The 24,199-nt window shown below is 45.8% G+C and carries 20 protein-coding genes and 1 riboswitch; of the genes, 14 read left to right on the forward strand and 6 right to left on the reverse strand.

Features of this window, described 5'->3' with window-relative positions; genetic code table 11:
• Positions 1–49: 49 nt before the first annotated feature.
• Positions 50–1,183, reverse strand: a complete 1,134-nt coding sequence (locus FE296_RS19440; RefSeq protein ID WP_150366044.1) for an SMP-30/gluconolactonase/LRE family protein — start codon at positions 1,181–1,183, stop codon at positions 50–52.
• A gap of 433 nt (positions 1,184–1,616) precedes the next feature.
• Between FE296_RS19440 and FE296_RS19445 the strand changes: the two genes are divergently transcribed.
• The 4 genes from FE296_RS19445 (at position 1,617) to FE296_RS19460 (ending at position 5,969) form a co-directional block, all read left to right on the forward strand.
• Complete coding sequence (locus FE296_RS19445) at positions 1,617–2,312, forward strand: TetR/AcrR family transcriptional regulator (RefSeq protein WP_190945372.1); 696 nt, start codon at positions 1,617–1,619, stop codon at positions 2,310–2,312.
• A 722-nt stretch (positions 2,313–3,034) separates the two neighbouring features.
• A complete protein-coding gene (locus tag FE296_RS19450; RefSeq protein WP_091020802.1) occupies positions 3,035–3,784 on the forward strand; it encodes a Cof-type HAD-IIB family hydrolase in 750 nt (249 codons plus the stop codon).
• A 54-nt stretch (positions 3,785–3,838) separates the two neighbouring features.
• Complete coding sequence (locus FE296_RS19455) at positions 3,839–4,279, forward strand: DUF456 domain-containing protein (protein ID WP_047841365.1); 441 nt, start codon at positions 3,839–3,841, stop codon at positions 4,277–4,279.
• Between the two features lie 61 nt (positions 4,280–4,340).
• Positions 4,341–5,969 (forward strand): putative polysaccharide biosynthesis protein, encoded by a 1,629-nt coding sequence (locus FE296_RS19460; protein WP_150366045.1) that lies wholly within the window; start codon positions 4,341–4,343, stop codon positions 5,967–5,969.
• Between the two features lie 215 nt (positions 5,970–6,184).
• Here FE296_RS19460 and FE296_RS19465 read toward each other — a convergent pair whose 3' ends face one another.
• Positions 6,185–7,471 carry a DUF2515 family protein gene (locus FE296_RS19465; protein WP_150366046.1) on the reverse strand — a complete coding sequence of 429 codons (1,287 nt, stop codon included), beginning with the start codon at positions 7,469–7,471 and terminating at the stop codon, positions 6,185–6,187.
• Between the two features lie 142 nt (positions 7,472–7,613).
• Here FE296_RS19465 and FE296_RS19470 point away from each other — a divergent pair, with 142 nt between their 5' ends.
• The 6 genes from FE296_RS19470 (at position 7,614) to FE296_RS19495 (ending at position 13,327) form a co-directional block, all read left to right on the forward strand.
• A complete protein-coding gene (locus FE296_RS19470; RefSeq protein WP_124117471.1) occupies positions 7,614–7,958 on the forward strand; it encodes a thioredoxin family protein in 345 nt (114 codons plus the stop codon).
• A gap of 554 nt (positions 7,959–8,512) precedes the next feature.
• A complete protein-coding gene (locus FE296_RS19475; protein WP_411860591.1) occupies positions 8,513–9,400 on the forward strand; it encodes a COX15/CtaA family protein in 888 nt (295 codons plus the stop codon).
• 204 nt (positions 9,401–9,604) lie between these two features.
• The gene (locus FE296_RS19480) at positions 9,605–10,321 is read left to right on the forward strand and encodes a Cthe_2314 family HEPN domain-containing protein (RefSeq protein WP_150366048.1); all 717 of its coding nucleotides are present in this window, start codon (positions 9,605–9,607) and stop codon (positions 10,319–10,321) included.
• Positions 10,322–10,450: 129 nt separating this feature from the next.
• Positions 10,451–10,592: riboswitch (SAM riboswitch) on the forward strand.
• Between the two features lie 125 nt (positions 10,593–10,717).
• The gene (locus FE296_RS19485; RefSeq protein ID WP_150366049.1) at positions 10,718–11,752 is read left to right on the forward strand and encodes a methionine ABC transporter ATP-binding protein; all 1,035 of its coding nucleotides are present in this window, start codon (positions 10,718–10,720) and stop codon (positions 11,750–11,752) included.
• Positions 11,753–12,412 (forward strand): methionine ABC transporter permease, encoded by a 660-nt coding sequence (locus tag FE296_RS19490; RefSeq protein WP_047841298.1) that lies wholly within the window; start codon positions 11,753–11,755, stop codon positions 12,410–12,412.
• 75 nt (positions 12,413–12,487) lie between these two features.
• The gene (locus FE296_RS19495) at positions 12,488–13,327 is read left to right on the forward strand and encodes a MetQ/NlpA family ABC transporter substrate-binding protein (RefSeq protein WP_091037894.1); all 840 of its coding nucleotides are present in this window, start codon (positions 12,488–12,490) and stop codon (positions 13,325–13,327) included.
• 123 nt (positions 13,328–13,450) lie between these two features.
• On the opposite strand, the gene FE296_RS19500 is transcribed toward FE296_RS19495, so the two are convergent.
• On the reverse strand, positions 13,451–14,410 hold the full coding sequence (locus tag FE296_RS19500; protein ID WP_190945374.1) for a DUF2167 domain-containing protein: 960 nt from the start codon (positions 14,408–14,410) through the stop codon (positions 13,451–13,453).
• Between the two features lie 212 nt (positions 14,411–14,622).
• On the opposite strand from FE296_RS19500, the gene FE296_RS19505 reads away from it, so the two are divergent.
• Positions 14,623–15,402: an SDR family oxidoreductase gene (locus FE296_RS19505; RefSeq protein ID WP_076319815.1), complete on the forward strand. Its 780-nt coding sequence runs from the start codon at positions 14,623–14,625 to the stop codon at positions 15,400–15,402.
• A gap of 138 nt (positions 15,403–15,540) precedes the next feature.
• Here FE296_RS19505 and FE296_RS19510 read toward each other — a convergent pair whose 3' ends face one another.
• Positions 15,541–15,786: a NifU family protein gene (locus tag FE296_RS19510; protein ID WP_053783253.1), complete on the reverse strand. Its 246-nt coding sequence runs from the start codon at positions 15,784–15,786 to the stop codon at positions 15,541–15,543.
• Positions 15,787–15,866: 80 nt separating this feature from the next.
• Here FE296_RS19510 and FE296_RS19515 point away from each other — a divergent pair, with 80 nt between their 5' ends.
• Positions 15,867–16,121, forward strand: a complete 255-nt coding sequence (locus FE296_RS19515; protein ID WP_105601302.1) for a YuzB family protein — start codon at positions 15,867–15,869, stop codon at positions 16,119–16,121.
• Here the strand turns inward: FE296_RS19515 and FE296_RS19520 are convergent.
• Complete coding sequence (locus FE296_RS19520) at positions 16,118–17,179, reverse strand: NAD(P)/FAD-dependent oxidoreductase (RefSeq protein ID WP_150366051.1); 1,062 nt, start codon at positions 17,177–17,179, stop codon at positions 16,118–16,120. The genes FE296_RS19515 and FE296_RS19520 overlap by 4 nt on opposite strands.
• Positions 17,180–17,413: 234 nt before the next feature.
• Positions 17,414–18,520, reverse strand: a complete 1,107-nt coding sequence (mqnE, locus tag FE296_RS19525; RefSeq protein ID WP_124117482.1) for an aminofutalosine synthase MqnE — start codon at positions 18,518–18,520, stop codon at positions 17,414–17,416.
• 672 nt (positions 18,521–19,192) lie between these two features.
• Here mqnE and FE296_RS19530 point away from each other — a divergent pair.
• Together FE296_RS19530 and FE296_RS19535 are read left to right on the forward strand one after the other, a co-directional pair.
• Positions 19,193–19,549 carry a HesB/IscA family protein gene (locus tag FE296_RS19530; RefSeq protein ID WP_062837974.1) on the forward strand — a complete coding sequence of 119 codons (357 nt, stop codon included), beginning with the start codon at positions 19,193–19,195 and terminating at the stop codon, positions 19,547–19,549.
• A gap of 503 nt (positions 19,550–20,052) precedes the next feature.
• Positions 20,053–23,952, forward strand: coding sequence for a carbohydrate binding domain-containing protein (locus FE296_RS19535; protein WP_150366052.1), 3,900 nt, complete (start codon positions 20,053–20,055; stop codon positions 23,950–23,952).
• The last annotated feature ends 247 nt before the right edge of the window (positions 23,953–24,199 follow it).

Consider the following 24,199-nt stretch of genomic DNA (forward strand, 5'->3'; position numbering starts at 1 on the left):
GCTATTGGGATGCCTAAAGTTGGAATGAGGTAGAAGAATATAACAATCCTTACGGTTTCAAAGGCACCCGATGAACCCCTTGGCTTCCTCCCGGTGCGGTTCCGAGATATAAATATTTCCCTTGGCTTACGGCCGTGGTGATGCCATACAATGTTCCTTCCGGATCATGCCAACTACTAATAAGCTCTCCTTCTGGTCCATATTCTGCAACAAGACCGTGTTTCACCGGGGCACTGGCTCCATTTAACAAGGACTGTGGAACTTTGGACATCGTCGCTGCTAACCAAGGGTGACTATGCATGTAATCGGCAAAAGACAGACGGGTTGTGAATACCCCTACCCAGAAGTGTCCCTGTGCGTCACGGGTTATATTGTCCGGAAACCCAGCCAGATTCTCCGCAAAAATATCAGAGGTGCCTTGTTTAGGGCCTTTTAACCAGTACCGGGTCAACTGATAATGATACGATTCTGCGACTAGCACGAAGTCTTCCTCGGCAGACAGTACGACCCCATTGGCAAAATATAAATCCTTAAGCAGAACGGTCGTCTGCTTGGTCAGTGGATCATATTTCAACAATCGTCCATGCGGTTTATTCTCGGCAATTTCTTTGAACATGACTTTGCCATAGTTAGAGGTATCGGAGAAATAAATCGATCCGTCTTGCGCGATGTCCAGTTCGTTCGCCAGGTAGATTGGCCCCCCATCTACTTCAGTGGTTAGTACTTCGATGTTTCCGTTCGGGTCAATGGACAGGAGCCCTTTCTGAATATCCGCCACAATCAAATTTCCGGCAGCATCAAATTTCAGGCCGTTAGGTGTTCCGTGGGTATCAGCGAATACCTCTGCTGGCTGTGCCTTGTCCTCGGCGTCAAAGGTTACTCTGTAGATTTTGCCGTCGGAGTCACCCGCATACAGTCGCCCTTCTTTATCAAAAGTGATAAATTCAGGGAACTTCGCGCGGTCTGTAACCAATTCAGCGGAGCTAAGTTTGTTGTTCTCTTTCCAGGGACCCTCCTTCTCAAAAGAAGGAGCAGTAGGTGCAGACCAAAGAGCGGGTTCTACCGGGGCGGGTATTAGCAGGAATACAATGATTCCCAGCACAATTACCCCTAACAGGGTCAGGCTCCATCTACGAATTTGTTGACCAGTGGATCGTTTGCGTTGTTTTTGTTCTGTTGACATATTAATCCTCCTAATAGTGTTTCTCTTGTCCTTTGTCATAGCGTGCAGTTAACTGCCACTACATGTTCCGGCGTGTCCTTCGCATCGACAGAGACGTTCTCCCCCTGTACCACTCACGTTGAGAGAGTTATCTCCGTCGAGCCTGGCACAGAAATAGAAATTGCACGCCACGGTTACGATTTTTCCACCCAAAGAGCATTAAATGATACGTTGTTTTTTTAAAGAAACAATGTTATCTTAACTCCAAAAAAAAATGAGCATGAGACCATTTTTGGTAACACTGTTTCTTATAAGAATCATAGTAACCAAAAGGAAACTATTGTGTCAAATTATTTTTTTAGCAGGATGACTTCATTGACAACTTTTCTGCAAATGGTTAGAATGCCTGTTAGAAGTCGGAAACTTTGTTTCCGGTCAGAAACGTGATAACTAAATGAAGGTGATCCTTATCAGTAACGAAGACAAGCTCTCACCATCCAAGGGGCGGGCATTAAAAACATATCAGCAAGCTCGCCTGCAAAACACGGAAAATCTCCGTAAGCTTGTGGTTGATGCGGCAGCAGCCATTTTGCAGGAAGAAGGGCCGGAGGCTGTTACTGTACGCAGAGTATCGCAAAAGATGGGCTGCTCTACCAAGATCATTTATAGTTTGTTTGTTAATAAAGAGGGTCTGGCCCAGCAGTTGTATCTGGAGGGCTGCAAATTGCTCGCCAAGTGTTTGGAAGAAGTGCCGCCGTCCTCTGACTTCTTGCAGCATTTACTGGATTTGGGGGAAGCCTTCTGGCAGTTTGCGCAGAATTATACCAGCTACTACAAGCTGATGTTCGGAGGGGCTTTTGCCGAGTTCAAGCCGGATGCAGAGAGTATGCAGGGAACGATGACTGCCATACACCGCTTGCTGATTCTAATTAGCACTGCCCAGAAGCAAGGACAGATTTCGGACCAGGAAGAGACCGAAACTCTTGTCAGTACTATATGGGCATCGCTGCACGGTGTAATCCACCTGCATATGGGCGGGTTCCTTGGTGATGTAAAGGCAGCCCATAACGTATATAAACAAACTATGAATTTGATGTCCCAATCCTTGTTTGCAGTATCCAAACCAGACAGAGGAGCGGACAGGGGATAATTGTATTTAATCTTGGCTACGGGTTAGGCTGGAAAACAGGCAGAGTGACAAAGGTTAAGCTAAAAGCGGTTCATCCTGTAGGAGGTGGATCGTTTTTTTATTTAGGAAATTATACATTACATAAAATGTAATAACTTCGAAGTGTAATCCTGAGCGGGTTATTTTGTTGCATACAGATGATCTGTGGTAAAATGTCGTTAGCTGTGACGTCCGGAGCGTCCGTTTTACGGATGCCGGGCGATCTTGTTGTGAAAGAATGTTTAAAATAGATAAAGAGAACCTTTAAGTTGAACTGGAGATACATTGGGTACGGAGAGGGCAGAAAGGACCTAGAGAAGGGATATTTGTTTATGAATTTACTTCTTGATGTTAGGTGTTATGAGCTTTAGATACAAAGGTGATGTAGTGAAGGGGGCGGAATCGATCTGAAGAAGCGATAGCGTTCGCCTGAAAGCTTTCTGCAAGAAAGCTGCTTCGAAAGCATACGCTGTCTCCGAATTTCTAACCTTTAAGAAGAGAGAATCTAGAGAATTCGGAGACAACAGCGATCGGAAGATGATCCGTACACGTAACGGTTACCTCGTATAATCTCAATACACTAAAGAAAAAGGTAATTCTGAAACAAAGATACTACCACTCGAAAGGTTTTCTGCCCGCGTAATGCCCCTGATGGATATCCATGAGTTCAACTTGGAGAGAGACAACCAAGGAGGAACTACTGTATGAGTGAACTGAAATACAAATTGCTTGCATTGGACATGGATGGAACATTGCTTAATGATAATCATGAAATTACACAGGAGACCGCCAAGTGGATTCAGATTGCCATTCGTCGGGGTGTGCATGTGTGCCTATCCACGGGAAGAGCCGTATTCCACGCGATGCCTTATGCGGTGCAGCTTGGGCTGGAGACACCGATGGTTACCGTTAACGGCAGTGAGGTATGGAAAGCCCCGCATGATCTGCATATGCGTCATCTGATGGACCCGGTATTGATTCGCAGAATGCAGGAGATCGGTGAGAAATATAACAGCTGGTACTGGGCATACTCCGTGGAAGAGCTGTTCAACCGTGATCGCTGGACGGACAATATTGAAGGTCTGGAATGGTTGAAATTCGGCTTTAATACCGAAGTGGATGAAGTGCGTCACCAGATCATGATGGAACTGCAACAAATGGGTGGCCTGCAAATGACAAATTCCTCACCCGTTAATATTGAGATCAACCCTGCTGGCGTATCCAAAGCTAGTGGTGTAGCGGAAGTCTGCAAACTGCTGGGTATCGAGATGTCCGAAGTTGTTGCTGTCGGAGACAGTCTGAATGATCTGGCTGTCATTGAGGCCGTGGGTCTGGGTGTAGCAATGGGTAATGCGCAGGAGCAGGTGAAGGAAGCGGCTGATCTGATCGTAGCGAGTAACAATGAAGACGGCATCGTCGAAGTGATCCGTGAACATATTTTGAAGGGGGAGTAACCTTTGCTCGCAACCATTGCCTGGATTTTAATTGTGCTGCTGTTTGCAGTGGGGATGGCTGGAACGGTATATCCCATACTGCCTGGTGCTGTAGCTATTTTCTTCGCGTTTCTGGTCTACGGCTGGTTCTTTAGCTTTGATCCGTTTGGTGTGTGGTTCTGGATCATTCAGATTCTGATTGTTGTTGTGTTGTTTGTGGCTGATTATGTTGTCAGCGCATGGGGTGTGAAGAAGTTCGGTGGCTCCAAGTTATCGACCACGCTGAGTACCATTGGTGTTATCATTGGTCCATTTGTCATTCCGGCATTCGGACTGGTATTGGGACCATTTATCGGTGCTTTTATCGGGGAACTGATCGGAGGGTCTTCACCTTCCAAAGCCTCAAAAGTTGGATTTGGTTCGGTCGTGGGGTTATTTACGAGTACTGTGATGAAAATTATTTTGCAAATCGTCATGATTGTTCTCTTTATTATCTGGGTGGTAAGATTCGCCTAAACGTTCAGGATTAGCTTCAACGGGATGCACGTCCGGTGTGGAGGAAAGAAGGGGAATTCGTTTGTCTAAGAAAGAAACATTCATTAGGGGTACGCTTATTCTGGCGGCAGCTGCGCTGATCGCAAGAGTACTCGGATTGGTTCAACGGGTGCCGCTGGAGCATATCCTTGGAGATGTCGGTAACGCATCGTTTACGATCTCCAATACGGTATATTTAATGTTGTTAACTGTAGCAACGGCGGGCATACCGAGTACACTTAGTAAAATGGTATCGGAACGCTATGCGCTCGGACGCGCGGGTGAAGCTCAACAGATCTACCGTGCAGCCCTGATCTTTGCGGCTGTTGCCGGGGTAGTCATGTCTGCTTTATTATGGTTCGCGGCACCTTATTATGCCACGTATGTCTCCAAAGTACCGGAGTCGGTCAGCCCCATTCGCGCCTTGGCTCCAGCCTTGCTGCTGTTCCCGGCCATTGCGATGATGCGTGGATATTTCCAGGGACGCGGCAACATGACAGCGGGTGGTATTTCACAGATTGTTGAACAGTTCGCCCGTGTAGGTACAGCCATTATTGTGGCTTATATCATGCTGCAATGGAATTATGATGACCAAACGATTGCTGCAGGTGCCTCATTTGGCGGGGTATTAGGAAGTGTGGGTGCATTTGGTGTCATGCTGTACTTCACCTTGAAGCTGCGTCGTAGCGACCGTGCGGCCCAATTGAATTACGAGCGTGCAGAGCAGTTACCGATGCGAGGTATCTACAGTGATATCTTCAAGCTGTCTATTCCTATTGTGTTGTCCTCACTTGCAGTTCCAGCCATTAACTTCATCGATTCATCCCTTGTGGTACCACTGCTTAGTGGCCGGATTGGACTCGAAGAAGCGACAGGTGTACTTGCGATCCTGGGTGCGAAAGCCCAAAGTATTGCGGGTATTCCTCCGATTCTGGCTATCGCTTTGAGTCAATCGTTGGTGCCTGTCATTTCAGCAGCATTTGCCCGCAAGGATGAAGCGCATCTGAAGAGCCAGGTTACACTTGCGTTGCGCATTTCGATTCTGACAGGTATGCCGATTGTCATTGCGCTTTGTGCGGCAGCATATTCGGTCAACGGATTGCTGTTTACCAATCTGGATGGAACGCCGATCATTGCCTTGTTAACATTCGGTACCATTTTCCAGATTACGATGATGACCACCAACTCCATTTTACTCGGGGTAGGGAAACCACGGATTACAATGATCAGTGTCGCAGCAGGTGTTGTGATCAAACTGATCGCAAGTCTGATTCTGGCGCCGATCTTTGGCATTTACGGCATTATTATTGCAACGGCCCTTTGTTTCCTGGTCATCACGTACCTGAATCTGCGGGTCCTTCGCAAAATCGTTGATTTCTCCATCATGGGAGATCGTTGGAAAGGGTTTATCATTACAGTGTTGCTTGCAGCAGGTGTAGGATTTGCAACGAACTGGATTGGGAATACGATCTTTGGACTGTTCCTGCCAGCGCGTGTATCCTTCTTGTTTACCTGCCTTGTGGTTGGTGTGCTTGTGGTGGTGGTGTATCTGGTTCTCATGGTTGTGCTGCGTGTACTGCGCAAGGACGAGCTGGGCAGTTACCCCCGTATTCTGCAAAAAATTCTTCGTCCACTTATGCGTCTTCAACGTGGAGCTGGGCAAAGAGGTTAAAAATACAAAGTGCATTATTCAAGCATAAATATTTTGTGAAAATAGGATATAAGCTCATGGATAAAAGCTCTGTCTGCTGTTAAGCGGACAGGGCTTTTTGTATAGATAAAGCGAGCTGATTGAATGAGCTCGAGATTAGCCTCGTAAGCAAGGATTAGCGGTATATCAGGGTATCCACATCATCCGTCTTTGACTGCTCCATATGATCCTTAGCATTAGTGTGTGATCGCTTTAGCATCATGAGCCAGTGCTGTTTTCAGCATGCCATACCGGTGTTCGTGACTCATCTCAAACAGCCATGGGCGGCGAGGTGCCGTCAGGTAACCGAGACTATCCCGAGTCTGAAGCCAGTCGTGTCTGGTGATCGGTTCATAAGGGGTGTCTCCCCATACGGAGAGCAGCTCCGGACTAAATAATCGCTGCCCTTCTGGAAGCCATTCCTCATCCAGTAACGCCTGAGCGTATAATGTATGTTCATTCGCCTCGTCTTCATGATTGGTAAACAGGCCAGGCCAATATTCAGCGCGCGAGCCACGATGGGGAACCAAACGTGCGAACTCTAACACTTGTGTGTGTACTTGCTCCACGCCAAACAACAAGGCATATAGGCCTTTGCCAAACATGATTCGCTCATCCAACTTGCCAAAATGTTCAATAACGCGTCCTGCGAGTCCTGCTCCCCGTCCAAGAGGAAAGACGATGTGATTCAGACCGGCCAGATTATGCAGATGGAATGCGGGTTTGGAAAGTACTTCTTTTTGAAAATAAGGATGCTGCACCACCCGGCTCTCGATATAGTTCTGCTCATTAATAATTAATGCCACACTTAGCAATGAACTGCATCGTTCCAGCCAAAAGCGTTCCCAAAACGGCGTCATAAACGCCGATACGTGAAAGTGCGACAAGAGATGGAAACAGCTTCGTCCGATCCGGCGACTGTTCATATACAGCAAAAGCTGGGGATATGCATCTTGGAAAATGAGTGCATTGCATCGCTCCAGCAGCCGATACATATGCTCGCGATCGCTTTGATTCTGTAGATTATGCATTAAGTCACTTTGAAGATCTGTCATGTGATATCCGCCGTTGCGAGAGACCATATGGGCCAGCAGTGCCCAATGCAGTTCGGGATATTGCTCATAACATTCCAGATAGGCTGCCGTGCGGGTGATATTACTCCGATTATGCTCCTGGGTCAGTGTCTTAATCTCTTCCAGAATGATGCAATCTTCTTCGCAGACGAGTGCGCTTTGAACCTGGTCCGTGCGTGCAAAAGATTTGCCGCTGGCAGGTAACAAACGCTCCACTTCAGACTGTAAGGCAGCTGCCGTATCGGTATCCCACTCGATGTCACGCAATGGGTGACGAAGCTGTGCTGAAGCTTGCCATGCCGCTTGTTTGCCACGCCAGATTTCACGGGCAGCACCCGGAATGGAACGGACAATCTGCAGAAGGGACCCGTGATGCTGTTCGCTGGAAGAATCGGTTCTGGTGGAAGTCATGATGTGACATCCTTTCATGATGTTCTGGGTTTAAATTCACAGACCATGTGGTTTATTCTAAGTATGCGCTGATTATTTGACTTCCACTCGCCAATTTGCTTCACTTAGGGTAAGACAAGGTACAGAAAGGGAGATGAACCGAATGGAACAGATTACTTCCAAACCGGCTTTTGATGTAGCTATCCAATCCCCACGTTTGACGATTGCCGTATTCAAGGCAGACTGGTGTGGCGACTGCAAATACATCGATCCGTTTATGCCTGAGGTTGAAGAGAAATATGCACGTGAACTGACTTTGATTGAGGTCGACGTGGATCAGGTTGGAACGGTTAGTGAAGAGCAGAATATTCTTGGCATTCCAAGCTTTGTGGCGTATTCAGATGGCCGCGAACTCATACGGTATGTGAACAAGCTTCGCAAGTCAAGAGAAGAGATTGAGCAGTTCCTGGATCGCGCAGTTGAAGTGTACAACACGATCCATAAATGATGTTATACAAGTTCAAATGATGAATATTCACACAGACACTCCGATGACAGAATAACCTTTTGATCGCTGTTATCCCCAGATTTCTTTGATCCCTTTTATTAGGGGGAAATCCGGGGATAAAGGCGAACGCTTCGCTTCTTCAGGCTATTTCTGTCCTCTCCGTTATTGTGTAAATTTTTCATTGAACTTATATAAATGTATGACAGGTTCATGTTGTTAAAGGGTATACTAGATGAAACGCCATTTCTCTTGAAATAGGGAAATGGCGTTTGTGTGTTCAGGATTCTGTTTAAGACCCAATTCAACTGGCATATCCCTCAATTACATAACCCCAATGACCTGTGGGTCATTATTTCACCAGACGTTAACATTTTGTCACAAAGCGCGACGTCAATGAACATTTTATCCGGTATAATGAATTTAGTTGTGAAATAAGTGTCAAAGTACCGAAACAAGCGGAGAATATTCTTCGCCATCTTAAACCAACAGCGGGTGAGAAAAAATTGAAACACTTAACTTTGTTTAAATGGTTAACCGTATTAACCTGTCTTGTCATGTTTCTGGCCACTTTTGGTGGAGGCATCGTAACCAAAACGGAATCAGGCCTTGGCTGCGGAACAGAATGGCCTTTATGTAACGGAAAACTCGTTCCGGCACATACTGTGGCTTCACTTATTGAATATTCCCATCGCGCTGTAAGCGCACTGGCTGGACTGTTGTCCATTGCCTCGTTTGTTGCTTTTCTGCAGTTCGGCAAGTCACGCCGTGACCTGCAATTGTTTTCTTTCTTAACTCTGGTATTTGTTATCGTCCAGGGAATCATGGGGGCTTTTGCCGTTGTCTTCTCCCAATCTTCAGCAGTCATGGCACTGCATTTTGGTTTTGCACTGATTGCTTTTGCCAGTTCCCTAATGATGGCGCTGGGCATAAGACAGGAGGCCAAAGATGGCGGATTGGAGCGCCTGAATAAATACCCTCGGGTTAGCAAAAAATTCAGGAATTTGGTCTGGTTCTCCACCATATACACATATCTCGTGGTATACACGGGTGCATTTGTGAGCCACACGGATTCTGCCGGCGGATGTTCGGGATTTCCGCTTTGTAACGGTCAGATTATTCCTGAGCTTTCGGGTGGGGTTGCAGTTGCCTTTGCTCACCGTGCAGCTGCTGCGTCGCTCGTGATTGTTATTGCGATCCTGGGTCACTTCGCGTACCGTAATCATCCGGACAACAAGGAAATGCGTACTCTGGGTGTGGTATCCGTTGTTCTTGTTCTGATGCAAGTAGTCATTGGTATTTTCATGATGGTGACAATGAACCGTCCGGAAGTATACATGTTTGTAGCTCTCGCTCATATGCTGGATATCGCCATATTATTCGGAGTTTTAACGTATATGAGTTTCCTGGTGTACAAGCTGCATCGCCCGGCTAATCGTTTCTAAGATATAGATCCATTCTTTTTCCAGAGGTACTTGGGCTAAATATGAAAGTCCACCATCCATTGATGTACATCATTGGACAGGTGGACTTTGTTTGATGTCAGGGGGATCAGGGCAACCTATGGCAAGCAGCAATTACACGGAATGGATGATGTGTTACGTTTACGGTGATGAATTCTTGTTGATTTGGAAAAGAGGAGGTTAGATATGCTGCGAACGTTGTTGGGGGAAAAGCCACGTATAAACGAAGGTAAATTGAAGGCAGCGATGGACGCAATGGCGCATACGCTTGAGTTATTTCAACGACAAATGCATGTGGACCATGATCCCACGCATGACTATCGGAAACTGTATGTGTGGACTCAGGGACTCATCTCCTCACTGGATGAACTGGAGCAAAGCTGTTTCGCTGCTGCTCATTTTCGCAATAAGGTCGTTGCAGGCTCAACGGAAGATATGACGGCGACTGAAAAAGCCGAGTATGCACGGTATGTGTATTTCTACAAAGATGGCTTTATCCGTTGCTTTGCCATCCTGGATAAGGTGGGCACGGTATTAAACGAAATATTCCAGTTGAATACTTCAAATACCAAAGCGCATTTTTCTTATTTTACAGTGTTAAGGCAGTTCGATTATGCAAGGGAGCATCATGATCTTGCGTTGCAATTAATACAGATCAAGGACTCTTATCGTGAGCCGATGAGCAAGCTGCGCAAACGACGTAATATGGAAATTCACTACATGAACTCAGAAATGCACGATGACCTTTGGCAGTTACACCAGACCTTGCAAGGTAAAGTAAAGTTGGAGGATCTGAATCAGCATGTGCAGGAAATGCGTCAGGGCGTGGATATGGTCTGTGAAACATTAACAGCCTCTTATCGTTATATCAACAAAATATGGAAAAGAAATAATTGCCTTTGACAAATCGGAATACTTGGAATATACTGAATTTCAATCGAATGTTACGCGGATATAATTGATATTTCGGAAGTTACGTTCACATTATAAAGCATAAACTACATGAACTTATAAAATCCTACAACAACATATTTCTTATCGAGAGCGGCGGAGGGACAGGCCCGATGAAGCCCGGCAACCGATTTGTAACGACATGATACATGTATCATTCGTTATAGATGTTAGGTGCTAATTCCTACAAAATGGTGCAAGACACGATTTTGGCAGATGAGAAGGTATATTCTTTCACGTGAAGAGCCCTCTTTGTATCTGCAAAGGGCTCTTTTTTGTACTTTAAGGGGAGTTTTCCTTTAGATCGGGTAAAGATACATGTAGGTGGTTGGAAAGGGGCAAGTGCGATTGATTGAATTAAAAGGTTTAACGAAAACGTACGGCAAAGGGGCAAAATCTACAACAGCGTTATCCGAGCTGAATTTGAGCATCCAAAAGGGCGAAATCTACGGCGTGATTGGCCATTCTGGAGCGGGCAAAAGTACATTGATTCGCTGCATTAATTTGCTGGAACGGCCTACGGAGGGTGAAGTATGGGTTGATGGGATCAACCTGACTGAACTGAGCAAAACCGAACTGCAGCAACAGAGACGCAAGATCGGGATGATTTTTCAACACTTTAATCTGTTATCCTCTGCAACGGTATATGATAATGTGGCTTTTCCACTAAAGCTTGTGAATACACCCAAGGATGCCATTGATCGCAAAGTGAAGGAAATGCTCAATCTCGTTGGTCTGGAGAACCATAGCAACAAATATCCAGCTCAATTATCAGGTGGACAGAAACAACGTGTAGGGATTGCGAGAGCACTTGCGAGTGATCCGAATGTACTTCTCTGCGATGAGGCTACTTCAGCACTTGATCCACAGACGACAAATTCAATCCTGAAGTTATTGCTCGACATTAACGAAAAATACAACCTTACCATTGTGCTGATTACACATGAGATGCATGTCATCCAAAACATCTGTGATAAGGTGGCTGTCATTCATCAAGGTGGTATTGTGGAACAGGGACCTGTAACCGAGGTGTTCCTGAAGCCGCAGCATGCGATTACACGAGACTTCATGATGCGTGACCATGAAGCTGGACTGGCTCTGGAAGAGACCGCTCTGGCGAATGCAGGCATTGAATTGCAGGCAGGTGTTGCTTCGAAACTTGTGAAGATATCCTTTCTGGGGAACAAAACGTATGAAGCGATTTTGTCGAGGACGGTACGTAAGACGGGTGTGGATTTTGCCATCCTGCAGGGTACAATCTCTACGATTAAACAGGTGCCTTATGGACAGCTGACCGTTCGGTTCGAGGGTGATTCCATTGCGATTGATCGGACGATATCAGAATTAACCGCAGAGGGACTTGATGTGGAGGTGCTTCGTTAGATGGATTTTTCAACAGTTCGCTGGGAAGAGGTTGGTAAAGCCTCTATTGAGACGCTGCAAATTTTGGGTGTATCAGGCTTGTTCACCGTAATCTTTGGTTTACCGCTCGGAGTTCTGCTGTTCATGACAGCCCGATCTGCTTCGATCAAATCACGGACGGTGTACATTATATTGTCCTTGATTGTGAATATTTTGCGCTCAGTCCCATTTATCATATTGATTGTTGCTCTTATTCCATTCACTCGTTCACTCGTCGGTACAGCTACAGGAGTGTTAGGTGTTATACCACCTTTAGTTATTTCAGCAGCTCCTTACTTTGCTCGATTGGTGGAGACGACGTTGCGTGAAGTTGATCGGGGTGTCATTGAAGCGGCACAGTCGATGGGCGCTTCGACCGGACAGATTGTAAGACGGGTATTACTGCCTGAAGCGTTACCTGGTTTGGTTGCTGGGATAACCATTACCATCGTTACGCTTGTCTCTTACACGGCGATGGCGGGCATGGTTGGTGGTGGAGGTCTGGGAACGCTGGCAATCAACTATGGGTATTATCGTTATCAAAATGAAATCATGATTATATCCGTAGTGTCGATGATCATTCTTGTGCAAATTCTCCAGATGGCTGGAGATCGCTTGGTTACATTTTTCACCAGGAAATAACACATAGATAACATGATGGATATGCATTCATGCGGACGCCACATGAAAAAAATGATTAGAGAAGGGGTTTTACACATGAAAAAATGGTCTTTTGCTCTACTTAGTCTTATGTTAATTGCGGTTCTCGCAGCTTGCGGAAACAATAAGGACGCTGATAGCGGCGCAGATAATTCAGCAGGTGCACCACGTACGGTTGAATTGAAAGTTGGAGCTTCACCTACACCACATGCAGAGATTCTGGAAAGCATCAAGCCTGAACTGGAAGCACAAGGTATTCGTTTGCAAGTCGTTACGTTCAATGACTATGTACAACCCAACCAGCAACTTGCTGATAAAAAATTGGATGCAAACTTCTTCCAGCACCAACCTTATCTGGACACAGAGAATAAAGAACGTGGATTCAACCTCGTTTCTGTAACACCTGTTCATGTTGAACCTTTTGGTGGATACTCCAAAAAGATTAAGTCTTTGGATGAATTGGCTGACGGCGCAAAAGTAGCAATTCCAAATGACCCATCCAATGGTGGACGTGCTCTGTTGTTGCTCGCGAAGGAAGGTATCATTACGCTGAAAGACAACACAAATATTACATCTACGATTCAAGATATCACAGCCAATCCGAAGAACCTGGATATCATCGAGCTGGATGCAGCTATGATGCCTCGTCAATTGGATGAAGCGGATCTGGTATTCATCAACGCTAACTATGCGCTTGAAGCAAACCTGAATCCAGCGAATGATGCTTTGTTGATCGAAGATCTGCAAGGTAACCCATACGCGAACATCCTCGTTTCCCGTGAGGACAACAAGGATGCAGATGCAATTCAGAAACTGGCTGCTGCCTTGCACTCCGAAGAAGTGAAAGCATTCATCAAAGAACGTTATAAAGGTGCAGTTGAACCTGCAACTGAATAATTCACGATATGTATGATATGATGTGAAGCTATTAAGAATAAGCCGTATATCTCTTCTGAAGAGATATACGGCTTATTTTATGTTTCTTAATCTGTGCTGACGTGGGGATTAATAAGGGAAGGGTTAGGGCTTATCTTGTTTCTCCGCGTTGGATGGATGCCCGGATTGGCGGTAGTATGATAATTCATTCTGATCAGCATACTGCTGCTCATCTGCTTCTTGCAGGTACGTTCTCTCGGAGGGAGAGAGTGTTTCTTCTTCTCCGTGTGAGCTTTTGATCTTGTATCTGATCCAACCGATTAACCCAAGGACGACAATCAGGATCAAGGCCCATCCTTTTTTGAGCAAAAGAAGAGCACTGAATTTCTGGGAAGCCGTATACCCGATCCCGCCCATCAGAAGACTGTTGAGCCCTATAGTGGATGTTTTGTCAGTCGAAGCATTGTACTCCTCGTAGGTATATCCTGCATTGATGCTAAGTCGATTAAGGACAGTTTCCTCGAATGCCTGGCGGCTCTGTTGAAAGTTAGCCGTATCTGTAACCAGAATGGCTGTGATGTACCCTTCGCGTGTCAGGAGTTTTACATTGTAATTGACCATGGCTTGCTGATCAGCATTCTTAAAACCAAGGGAGTAGACTAACTGATGTTTGGTACTGTCATATGCCGGTTCGATTTCCCACCCCGTTATGTACGTTCTGTATTCAGGATCAAGTTCTCTGTTATCTTCTTCTGTGCCTCGGATATAACTGCTTAACAGTTCTTCGGCACTCAAATTTTGATCGTCATCATGGATATGACCTGTTTTCACGTATTCAAACACAACATACCACGAGCCGAATTCACTATTGCTGGTTAGGCTGCCGATTTCATTCCCGTTAGGCTTCCCATCACTGTTAAGTATCGAGCGTTGGGTATTGGCCTTATCCAGATAGGAATGGCTTTCAGGGACTTCCAGGGTGGCCTTACCGTCCAGAGAGACAGATGCTGGTCCAGTAATCCAATCGTACTCATCAGGCGCTTGCTCGCTCTCACTTGCCGCTGATACCTGTAAGGCACTAGAAACTGTTAATAAACTCAACATTAAAAGCGTAAGAAATGATATCCATCTTTTGTTCTTCATATTCATGTAGAAGTCCTTTCGAGTTATATCCTCGACAGTACCATAGGTGTTTGATTTCAATCAAGATATATTTGGAATTTAAGGTGGATAATCCCTTGTGGATAAGCGAGTTGTAGGAGGACGATAAATCTTTTATACTGGATAGTGACTGCTCTTTGAAGAGGGGGATGAACGTGAAGGGAAAGGTTGCCCTCATAACGGGAAGTGCCAAAGGTCTTGGTAAAATGACGGCCCTCAGTCTGGCAGATCAAGGGTGTCATATTGCCCTCAACTATGTACACAGCAGAACAGAAGCTGAGGCTTTAAAGGCTCAGATTATAGCCAAGGGTGTGCGGTGCATTGCCATCCAGGCTGATATATCCAAGGTGGAAGATATCTCATCATTGGTTGAGCAGGTGGAAGGCAACCTGGGCAGCATTGATATTTTGGTGAATAACGCAGGTCCATTTGTCCGTGAACGACGATTATTTGCGGATTATTCTGAAGCTGAGGTCCAGATGCTTGTGCAGGGAAATCTGTTGGGACCGATGTTACTGGATCAGCGTGTATTGCCAGAGATGAGACGCAAGCAATGGGGGCGCATTATCCATTTTGGCTTCAGTCATGCTGGAGAAGCGAGATCTTGGCCTCATCGCGCCGTATATGCGGCTGCCAAGGTGGGTCTGGTATCTTTTACAAAGACACTCGCGGTTGAAGAAGCCCCGTATGGAATTACGGTTAACATGGTATGTCCAGGTGACATTCGTGGTGCGAACAAAGAGAAAACGATTGATGAAATGGCAGGCATCACCGACGAGGAAACGCCAAGAGGGCGACCAGGCAGCGGTGAAGATATCGCACGAGTGATTACGTATCTGTGCCTTGATCATTCCGATTTTATAACAGGTAACATTATGGATGTATCTGGAGGACTTGATCCGATTCGTCCAACCATACAGCGCGAGGATACTTAAAAGGTGAATTGAAGGATTGTACGTGGAAACGGGTCAAGGTGACTGTGAACATGGACTCTCTGCATATGCACACAAAAAAAGAGCCCTCCGCTTCATGCGAAGCGAAAGGCTCTTGAGGTTTATTTCGTGAAGGATTGATTAGAATACTTGTACGACTTCTTGTACACCCTCAACTTCTTCGAGAAGGGCACGTTCAATCCCGGCTTTTAAGGTAATGGTGGAGCTTGGGCAACTGCCGCAGGCACCGACCAGTTTCAGCTTAATGATGCCGTCCTCCACGTCGACCAGTTCCACGTCACCGCCATCGCGCTGCAGGAACGGACGAAGTTTATCAAGCACATCAGATACCTCATCATACATGGTGCTTTGTGCGTTTTCGCTCATATTGTTCAACTCCTTTCCTTCCTATATTATATTACAAATGGCCACAAATTAAAATGGTCAAACAAAGCAGGTGAACTTAAATGAGACCGATTATTGAATTTTGTGCCAATAATATGCATTTTGGCACAGATGAAGTCATGGATCAACTGGAAGAAAATCCAGACTATGACGTGATTGAATACGGCTGCCTCACCAACTGCGGCCAATGTTCTATGACTCCATTTGCACTGGTGAATGGCGAAGTTGTCATCACGGACAAAGTGGAAGACCTATATAACGCCATTCTGGCCAAAGTTGCCGAAGCCGATGCATGGGACGATCTCGATCTCGACTAACCGAGATGGCGCTTGGACATCCAGAGCACACCACTTTTCAAAATACGAGGTACACGTCCCATCATGGACGTTTTGCCCATCAGCCCAAACCCAGACTTCTTGCCGAGTGCACCGAGTGTGCCACGAAGCTTGAGTGGATGTGGATTGGGCTTTTCGCCTTTCCAGAGGGCATGCTGAATATGGGCGATCTGCTCACCCTGTACTTCCGCAGCTTGACCGCTAGGTGCATATGGTACACTGGCACAGTCACCAACGACATACACATCGGTATATTCCGGGATTTGGTAGTATTCATTCAGAACGACACGACCTTGAGGGTCTTTGGTCACGTCCAGATCCTGTACCACTTTTACCGGCTGAATGCCTGCAGTCCACACGACAGCATCGGTTAGGATCTGTTCATCCCGGTTATAGATGGCATTAGGTTCAACACGTGAAATGGCGATATGCCCGCGTGTCTCTACCTGATGTTCGTTGAACCATTCATGCACATACACGGATAGACGCTGCGGGAAGGCTGATAATACACGTTCACCACGATCCAGAATGCTGATGTTTAGATCCGGTCTGCTCTCACGAAGTTCGGCTGCCATCTCGACACCACTTAATCCCCCGCCTACGATATGCACATTGCCATAGGCTTTGACTTCATTCAGGCGAAGGTAGGTCTCGCGTGTTTTGCTAAAGCTCTGAATGGTACAGCTGTAGTCTTCGGCGCCTGGTGTATTGTGGAAACGGTCTGTACAACCAAGTCCAATGACAAGCTTGTCGTACACGAGCGGATCTTGACCTTCAAATTCAATCTGACGCTGCTCCAGGTCAATCGAAATAACTTCTCCATAACGGTAAGTGACTTTATCGCTCACTGGGAATTGGATACGCAGGTCATAATCAGATACGGTTCCTGCCGCGAGTGCGTAATATTCTGTCTTTAATCCCTGAAAGGGGCTGCGGTCCACCAAAATAATTTGTGTATCGGATGGAATTTTACCCTCCAGAAGTTCCTTGATGATGGTGAGGCCGCCATAGCCGCCTCCAAGAATGACGAAATTTTTCATGACTCGGCTTCCTTTCTGCATCAGTCCCACTGAAATGGGGCTGTAAACTGTGGAGCAGCTATGCAATAACATAGCTGCTCCTTTTGTTTGGTTTTGAATAATTAAAAAGTAGACGTCGAAAATTGAAGATATTATTCAGCAGTTTGCACCACTCGAATTCAAACGTCTCCCTATAATGAAAGCTGCGTTTTGGAGTGGTGCTGGTGCAATATTGGTTGTGGATGGAGTTATGTCCTATTCGTACACTTGAATTTCATTGTAGAACGTATCACGTTCTACCGGAATACGTCCTGCACCTTTAATGAGCCAAATGAGCTCTTTACGTGTAAGGCCTTCAGGTGTGAGTGCACCTGCCGCATGACTAATCCGTTCGCGAACGATCGTGCCGTGTGCATCCGAAGCACCAAATCCAAGAGCAACTTGAGCCAGCTGTGGACCGATGTTAATGAAGTATGCTTTGATATGATCGATGTTATCCAGCATCAGACGGCTGATCGCAATTGTTTTGAGATCCTCATAAGCCGAGTTACGACGCATAATGCTCGCGTTTTTACTTTTTGGCTGCATGGAAAGCGGGATGAAGACCATGAATCCGTTGGTCTCGTCTTGCAATTCACGGATCTGCACCATATGGTTGACGCGGTCCTCATAGGATTCGATCGATCCATACAACATCGTAGTATGTGTACGCATGCCGAGATCATGAGCTGTACGGTGCACCTCAAGATAACGATCCACGTTGGCTTTGTCTACACGCATTTTTTTGCGATATTCATCCGACAGAATCTCAGCGCCGCCACCAGTCAATGTTTTCAGACCTGCTTTTTGCAGCTCTTGCAGAACTTCTCTGATGCTGAGTCCGCTAATCCGGGTGAAGAAATCAATCTCGGCTGCCGTGTAAGCTTTCAGTGTAACATCCGGATATTTCTCGTTTAAAGCACGCAGGGAATCGACATAATATTGAAAAGGAACATGGTTGTTATGTCCGCCTACGATATGGAACTCACGTACGCCCGGATGAATATGCTGTTCCACATAATCGATCATTTCCTGACCGGATAATGTATAAGAGCCTTCTTCACCCTGGTCTTTGCGGAAATTACAAAAAGCGCAGTGGGCTTCGCATACGTTCGTAAAGTAAAGACTCATGTTCTCGATGAAATATACTTTCTTACCATTCTTCCGCAGGTTGGCCTCATTGGCCAGCTGGCCCAAAGTCAGCAGATCATCTGTTTCATACAGATATACGCCATCTTCTACGCTCAGCCTTACGCCGTTCTGCACTTTCTCAACGATTTCAGCCATTCTTTTGTCTGTGAACGGTGTTACCAATGTAGACATATTGTTTCCTCCTGTTCTTAACCGGATTTGAGTTGTGTGTAGGATCTGCATACAGAACTACATAGAAAAAATGCGGTCAACTGCCGCCTTCTTAGTTGGACTAACTCTTATTTACCCGGTGCAGCGTGTGCTGCATATGAAAGCTAAATTTTTTCAAAAAATGGAGTCTGTTGACTCATATATGCATTGGGGACTGTGTTACAGTCTCGAAATGTGAAAAAAATTACAACTCCAATTATGACCATCGTCTGAATAAGTCATGACAAAATATCGACATTTCAGTGCGACCACCTATTCATTATAAACCTCGTGTCGCGGGGGTTCAATACACTGGGAAGAAAAAGGAGTAAAGGGGGAACGCGGAAAGAGGCAAACATGACTTGAGACCCTTGACGGGGTGGAGTATAATTTAAAGAAGAGTTAGTGAAAGGTTGTTCAAAAAGTACGCTTTTGATTACGAAGGATGCCTAGCGGCATCTCAGCATCGAATATGGGATTCAGCCGAAATAGGCGGGAGGCTTACGAAGTATGTTTCCTTTGGAAACATTGTAGTTGCTCACGTAAGTTTTGCCTACGCTCCGCTACTCCATTTCTATCTTCATCCCATCTTATTGGTACTGAAAAGCGCCCTTTTTGAACATGATTTTATATGAAAAAGGAGAGTGACCTGGCATGATTAACATCAGCGAAACGGCTGCTGACAGATTGAAAGAGATGCTTGCACAGCAAGAGACACCTGGTATGTTCCTGCGTCTTGGCGTAGCACCGGGCGGTTGCACCGGATTTTCGTACGCCATGGGCTTTGATGATAAAGAGTCCGATGAGGACCTGTATATGGATATTCAGAACATGAAGGTTGTAGTCGAGAAGGAAAACCTGAAATATCTGAATGGACTTGAAATTGATTTTGAAGAGTCCGGTATGACAGGTGGGTTTACCATCCATAATCCGAACGCGGTAGCCACTTGTGGTTGTGGATCTTCTTTCCGTACGAAGGAAGATGCGGGTGTGCCGGATAAAGATTGTTAATATAGAAGGTGGTTGCAATGATAAGGCACAGTTCCAGCGAAGGACATTCGCTTGGGATTGTGTGTTTTTTTTTTTTTTTGACTTTATGGCAGGGTAGCTGAGTTCTCTAATTTACCGATTCCAAGATATATATATACGGTATAAAATTACGCCTCTTCAGTATTGACATTTTGTTCCAATAGAAAGTATATTATTTGTGCAAACGTTTGCAGATTTGAGAGCACAGTATTCCTGCTAAAAAAGCGGATTCATAAGCCGTTTGTTCTAAGAAAATCTCTAGGATATCCCCTTTTGTACAAACGTTTGCACAAAAAGACATCTAAATTTGAACAGCACAGAAGAACACGAAACAACAGGGGAGAGGGAAGGAGGAGGAGTTGTATAGATACAAATTAGAAAGGGTCTTGAGTCAGACCATGCTAAAACGTTAAAAGGGTTAGAGAGCTTAGGTAAATAACGAGAATTCTTGTTTCCCATAGGGGAGAAAATAAGGGAGGAAGAACATGGATCTTAAGCGCAAGCTCGGCGCATTTCTGTTGGTATTATCGATTATTATTTCTACCCAAAATACAACGGCTTATGCCGAAATTTCGGCTTCTCATGTGTATCATAACCATATGCCCAATTTTTGGGCCTACTACGACACATCCAAGTATGCTTCTGCACCTGTGGGGTCCCCAATCCGCTACACATATGATGGGCAAGTCATCGATCTGAAAAATAACCCTCCGGCAGGATATCCATACTTTTTACCCGGGGGAATGCCTATGCCCCATGATGATCTCGTGGCGTATTATAGTCACCATGCAAAGACAGGTGCTTATCTGAACTGGCCATGGCAAGTTGCTGGTGACCTGAGGAACAATCACCCTGCTGCAGGGATGCAGGTAACCATGTCAGGTTCGGTATTGAACAATGTGAACAGTTTTATGTATACCAATAATGTAAACGGTTACAACAATAAAGATTGGGGTGCGCCATGGAAGAATGCTTACAATAATCTCAAAACAACGAATGGAGAACGGACGATGGATCTCATTCACTTCTCCGGACACCATACCATGGGGCCATTGGCTGGCAACGAATATTTGCTAAAGGATTTGATCTACCAGAATGCTGTGCTGGCACAACCTTTTTTTCTGGGAGACAGCTTTAAATCGTCCAAAGGTTTTTTTCCCACCGAGCTGGGTTTCTCGGAACGGATTATCCCGGTCTTGGACCAACTTGGCATTGAGTGGTCCGTAATTGGAAACAATCATTTTTCGCGAACTCTCCAGGACTATCCGCTACTGAACGATCCGGGCAAAGATACTATGGTGTCACCGCCAAACCGAGCGGATTTGCAGAATACGAGCAATGTGGGTTCGTGGGTATCTTCTCCCATGTTCAATGAGAAACAGGTGGTTCATAACAAATATCCATTTGCTTCTACGCCTCATTGGGTGCGTCATGTGAATCCTGAAACTGGTGCTGAGAAAAAGATTGTTGGTATCCCTGTGGCCCAGGCAGAGTCGTGGGAAGAGGGGTATCAGGGTTCAGTCAAGGCAGATGCGCTGAAGCCTTTTGAAGGAATGGTTGATCAGAAGCAGTTCTTCGTGATTGCCCATGATGGGGATAATTCTTCAGGACGTGCAGGATCAGAGGATACTTGGCGCAATGCAGGAAATGTGACTTATGCTCAGCCGGGTGTGAAGGGAGAGAGTATCAATGAATACTTGCGGACTAACACACCAAAAGCCGACGATGTAGTGCATGTTCAAGACGGTTCATGGATCGATACGCGGGACTCCTCATCAGATCCGACATGGTATCACTGGCGTCTTCCATTTGGAATCTGGAAGGGGCAGTTTGAAGCGTTTAACAAGGCTACAGGCCTTAATCTGGAGCCGAAGAAAAATCTGGATGGTGTACAGGAAGGGATGACCGTATCGTTTGAATATGGATACCATTATCTGGAGCGTAATTTTGCGCTTGAGCAAGCTGCACTGAATTATGCCAAGACAGCTGAACAGATTTGGCTGGACAGCAATCCGAACCATTGGAAGCCAACGACGGCACTAGACCGTGAGATTACTTATGAGGGCAATCAGCTTAATCCTTGGATGATGGCTTACCCGGTAAAAGGAGATCCTGCTAATAATTATAAGGGAGGTGCGAACCCGGCAGAGTTAAGTTGGTATTTCCTCCTGCCTGCACTGGATTCCGGGTTTGGTTATTATGATGAGAATGTGGATGATGGGGTAAAGCCGACGTTATCTTTCAATCAGTCCCTCTTCTTTTCCAAGCCTTATGTTAGTAGTCAACTCGCGAAGGACCGTACCGGACCATCAATGTGGTGGCCGCAGCGTTATCCATATAATCCTGGAAGCGCCAATGTCAGCAAGGCGGAGGGATGGACACTTCATTATTTTGACAATACGTTCGGCATTTATACCTATGCTTATGATGTTAACGGTGTGAATGATATTAAGGTGAAGGTACGGACACATCGGGATAAGCTGGCAGATGCCAAGGACAACACCTTCCGTGTGTACGATCCTGCTGAGCTCAAGGCCAAAGGGGTATCCAACATCGATCCGACGAAGGTTAGTAGCTGGCAAGAATATCCGATGACGAAACGTGATCTTAAATCGGATATGAACGGTGTGGCCTGGCAGCCAAGCAGCACAGATATGTTTAAGCGTGTGCCTGCTCAGGAGATCGGGGATATGTATTACACGTATTTCAACGATTTCCAAGATCAACTGGTCGATTATTATATTGAAGCTGTCGATGCGAATGGCAATGTTACGCGCAGTGAGATACAGACGGTATATGTGGGTATGGGGAAATATAAAAAAGACACATCGGGCAAAATTGTTGAGGATGCGAATGGAACAATCCAGGGTACACATCCGTTCCTGGTGGTCGATCGGACACCGCCTTCAGTGCCAACAGAAGTCAATGCAAAACGTGTGACAGATCGCAGCATTACACTGCAATGGGCAGCATCCACTGATAATGTGGGTGTAGAGGGCTATGATATTTATCGGGATGGGGTCAAAGTCGGAAGTACGCTGACAACGGAATATACGGATAGCGGTCTTGAGCCTAAGAAATCATATGCATATAGTATAAAGGCGAGAGACAAGGGGAATAATGTCTCTTCCGCCAGTTCAACTGTACAGATCCAAACGTTGGCAGCAGATACAGAGCCACCAACAGCGCCTGCAAATGTAGCTGTACAGCATGCTACCTCATCCGCTGTGACAATTGACTGGTCAGCCAGCCAGGATAATTACGGAGTAGCAAAATATGAAATCTATCGAGACGGTTCAAAAGTAGGGGAATCAACCAAACTAAACTATACGGATGAGTCCCTTGCACCGGCAACAGAATACGTATATACGGTTAAAGCGATAGATGCAGCAGGCAACGTTTCACCTGCTAGTGTGGCTCTGTCGGTACGTACCAAAGAAGGTAATGCGGTAACCATATATTATAAACAGGGCTATCCGAACCCGTATATTCACTATCGTCCAACAGGGGGGACATGGACGACTGCTCCGGGTGTGAAAATGATGGCAGCCGAGTTGCCCGGATACACCAAGATGACAGTCAATGTGGGTACAGCGACGGGGCTGGAGGCTGTGTTTAACAATGGTAGTGGCACATGGGATAATAATGGAGGAAAAAATTATCAGTTTCCATTAGGGGTTAGTACCTATAATTCCGGAGTCATTACACAAGGAGCGCCTCACGTGGATATAACACCCCCAAGCGTACCAACCGGTCTGACCGTGACTGCAAAAGCGGCTGATCGTGTAACATTGGCTTGGAATCCGTCGACCGACCATGTAGGCGTAACCGGGTATGAAGTGTTCCGTGACGGTGTCAAAATCGGCACGAGTACGACAACTGCATATACGGATAATAGCCTGAAGGCATCAACGAGTTATGTTTATACAGTCACGGCCTATGATGCAGCACAGAACAAATCGGATGCAAGTGCTGAGTTAAGCGTAACGACCGATGATGCTCCGAAAAGTAACAGTGTAACCATCTACTACAAGCAGGGTTTTGCCCAGCCCAATATTCATTACCGCCCTGCAGGAGGTAATTGGACGACACCACCAGGCGTTGCCATTCCGGCATCCGAGCTCACCGGATATAACAAAATTACCATTGATGTAGGAACTGCTACGGGACTGGAAGCGGTATTTAACAACGGTAGCGGTACATGGGATAACAATGCGGGACGGAACTATCTCTTTCCTCTCGGGGTAAGCACATACAACGCAGGTGTTATAACTACAGGAATACCTGGAAATGCAACGAGTACGAATCTTATTGGGAACCCATCAGCTTTCCTATCTGTTGAAGCGAATGGACTGTCTTTAAAAAGGGAACAACTAATCGCATGACGTAAAAAAATGCATGGATGCATTAAATCTAAGCAATATGAAGGTTAACGAACCACCTGGTCAGGCTACATTGTTAGCCCATTGCTGATACATTTTATAGTTAGGAGGCCTTGTACATCTATGGATGGACAGGGCCTTTCTAATTCGGAATGAAGAACGATAAAAGGTAGAAATCCTACTACAAATCTTTTCATTTTACGAGGTTTTAAAGAGAGAAGAGAATACGGTTGACAAGTTTAGTTGTAAC

This window comes from Paenibacillus sp. UASWS1643 (assembly GCF_008693195.1).
GTDB lineage: Bacteria > Bacillota > Bacilli > Paenibacillales > Paenibacillaceae > Paenibacillus > Paenibacillus amylolyticus_B.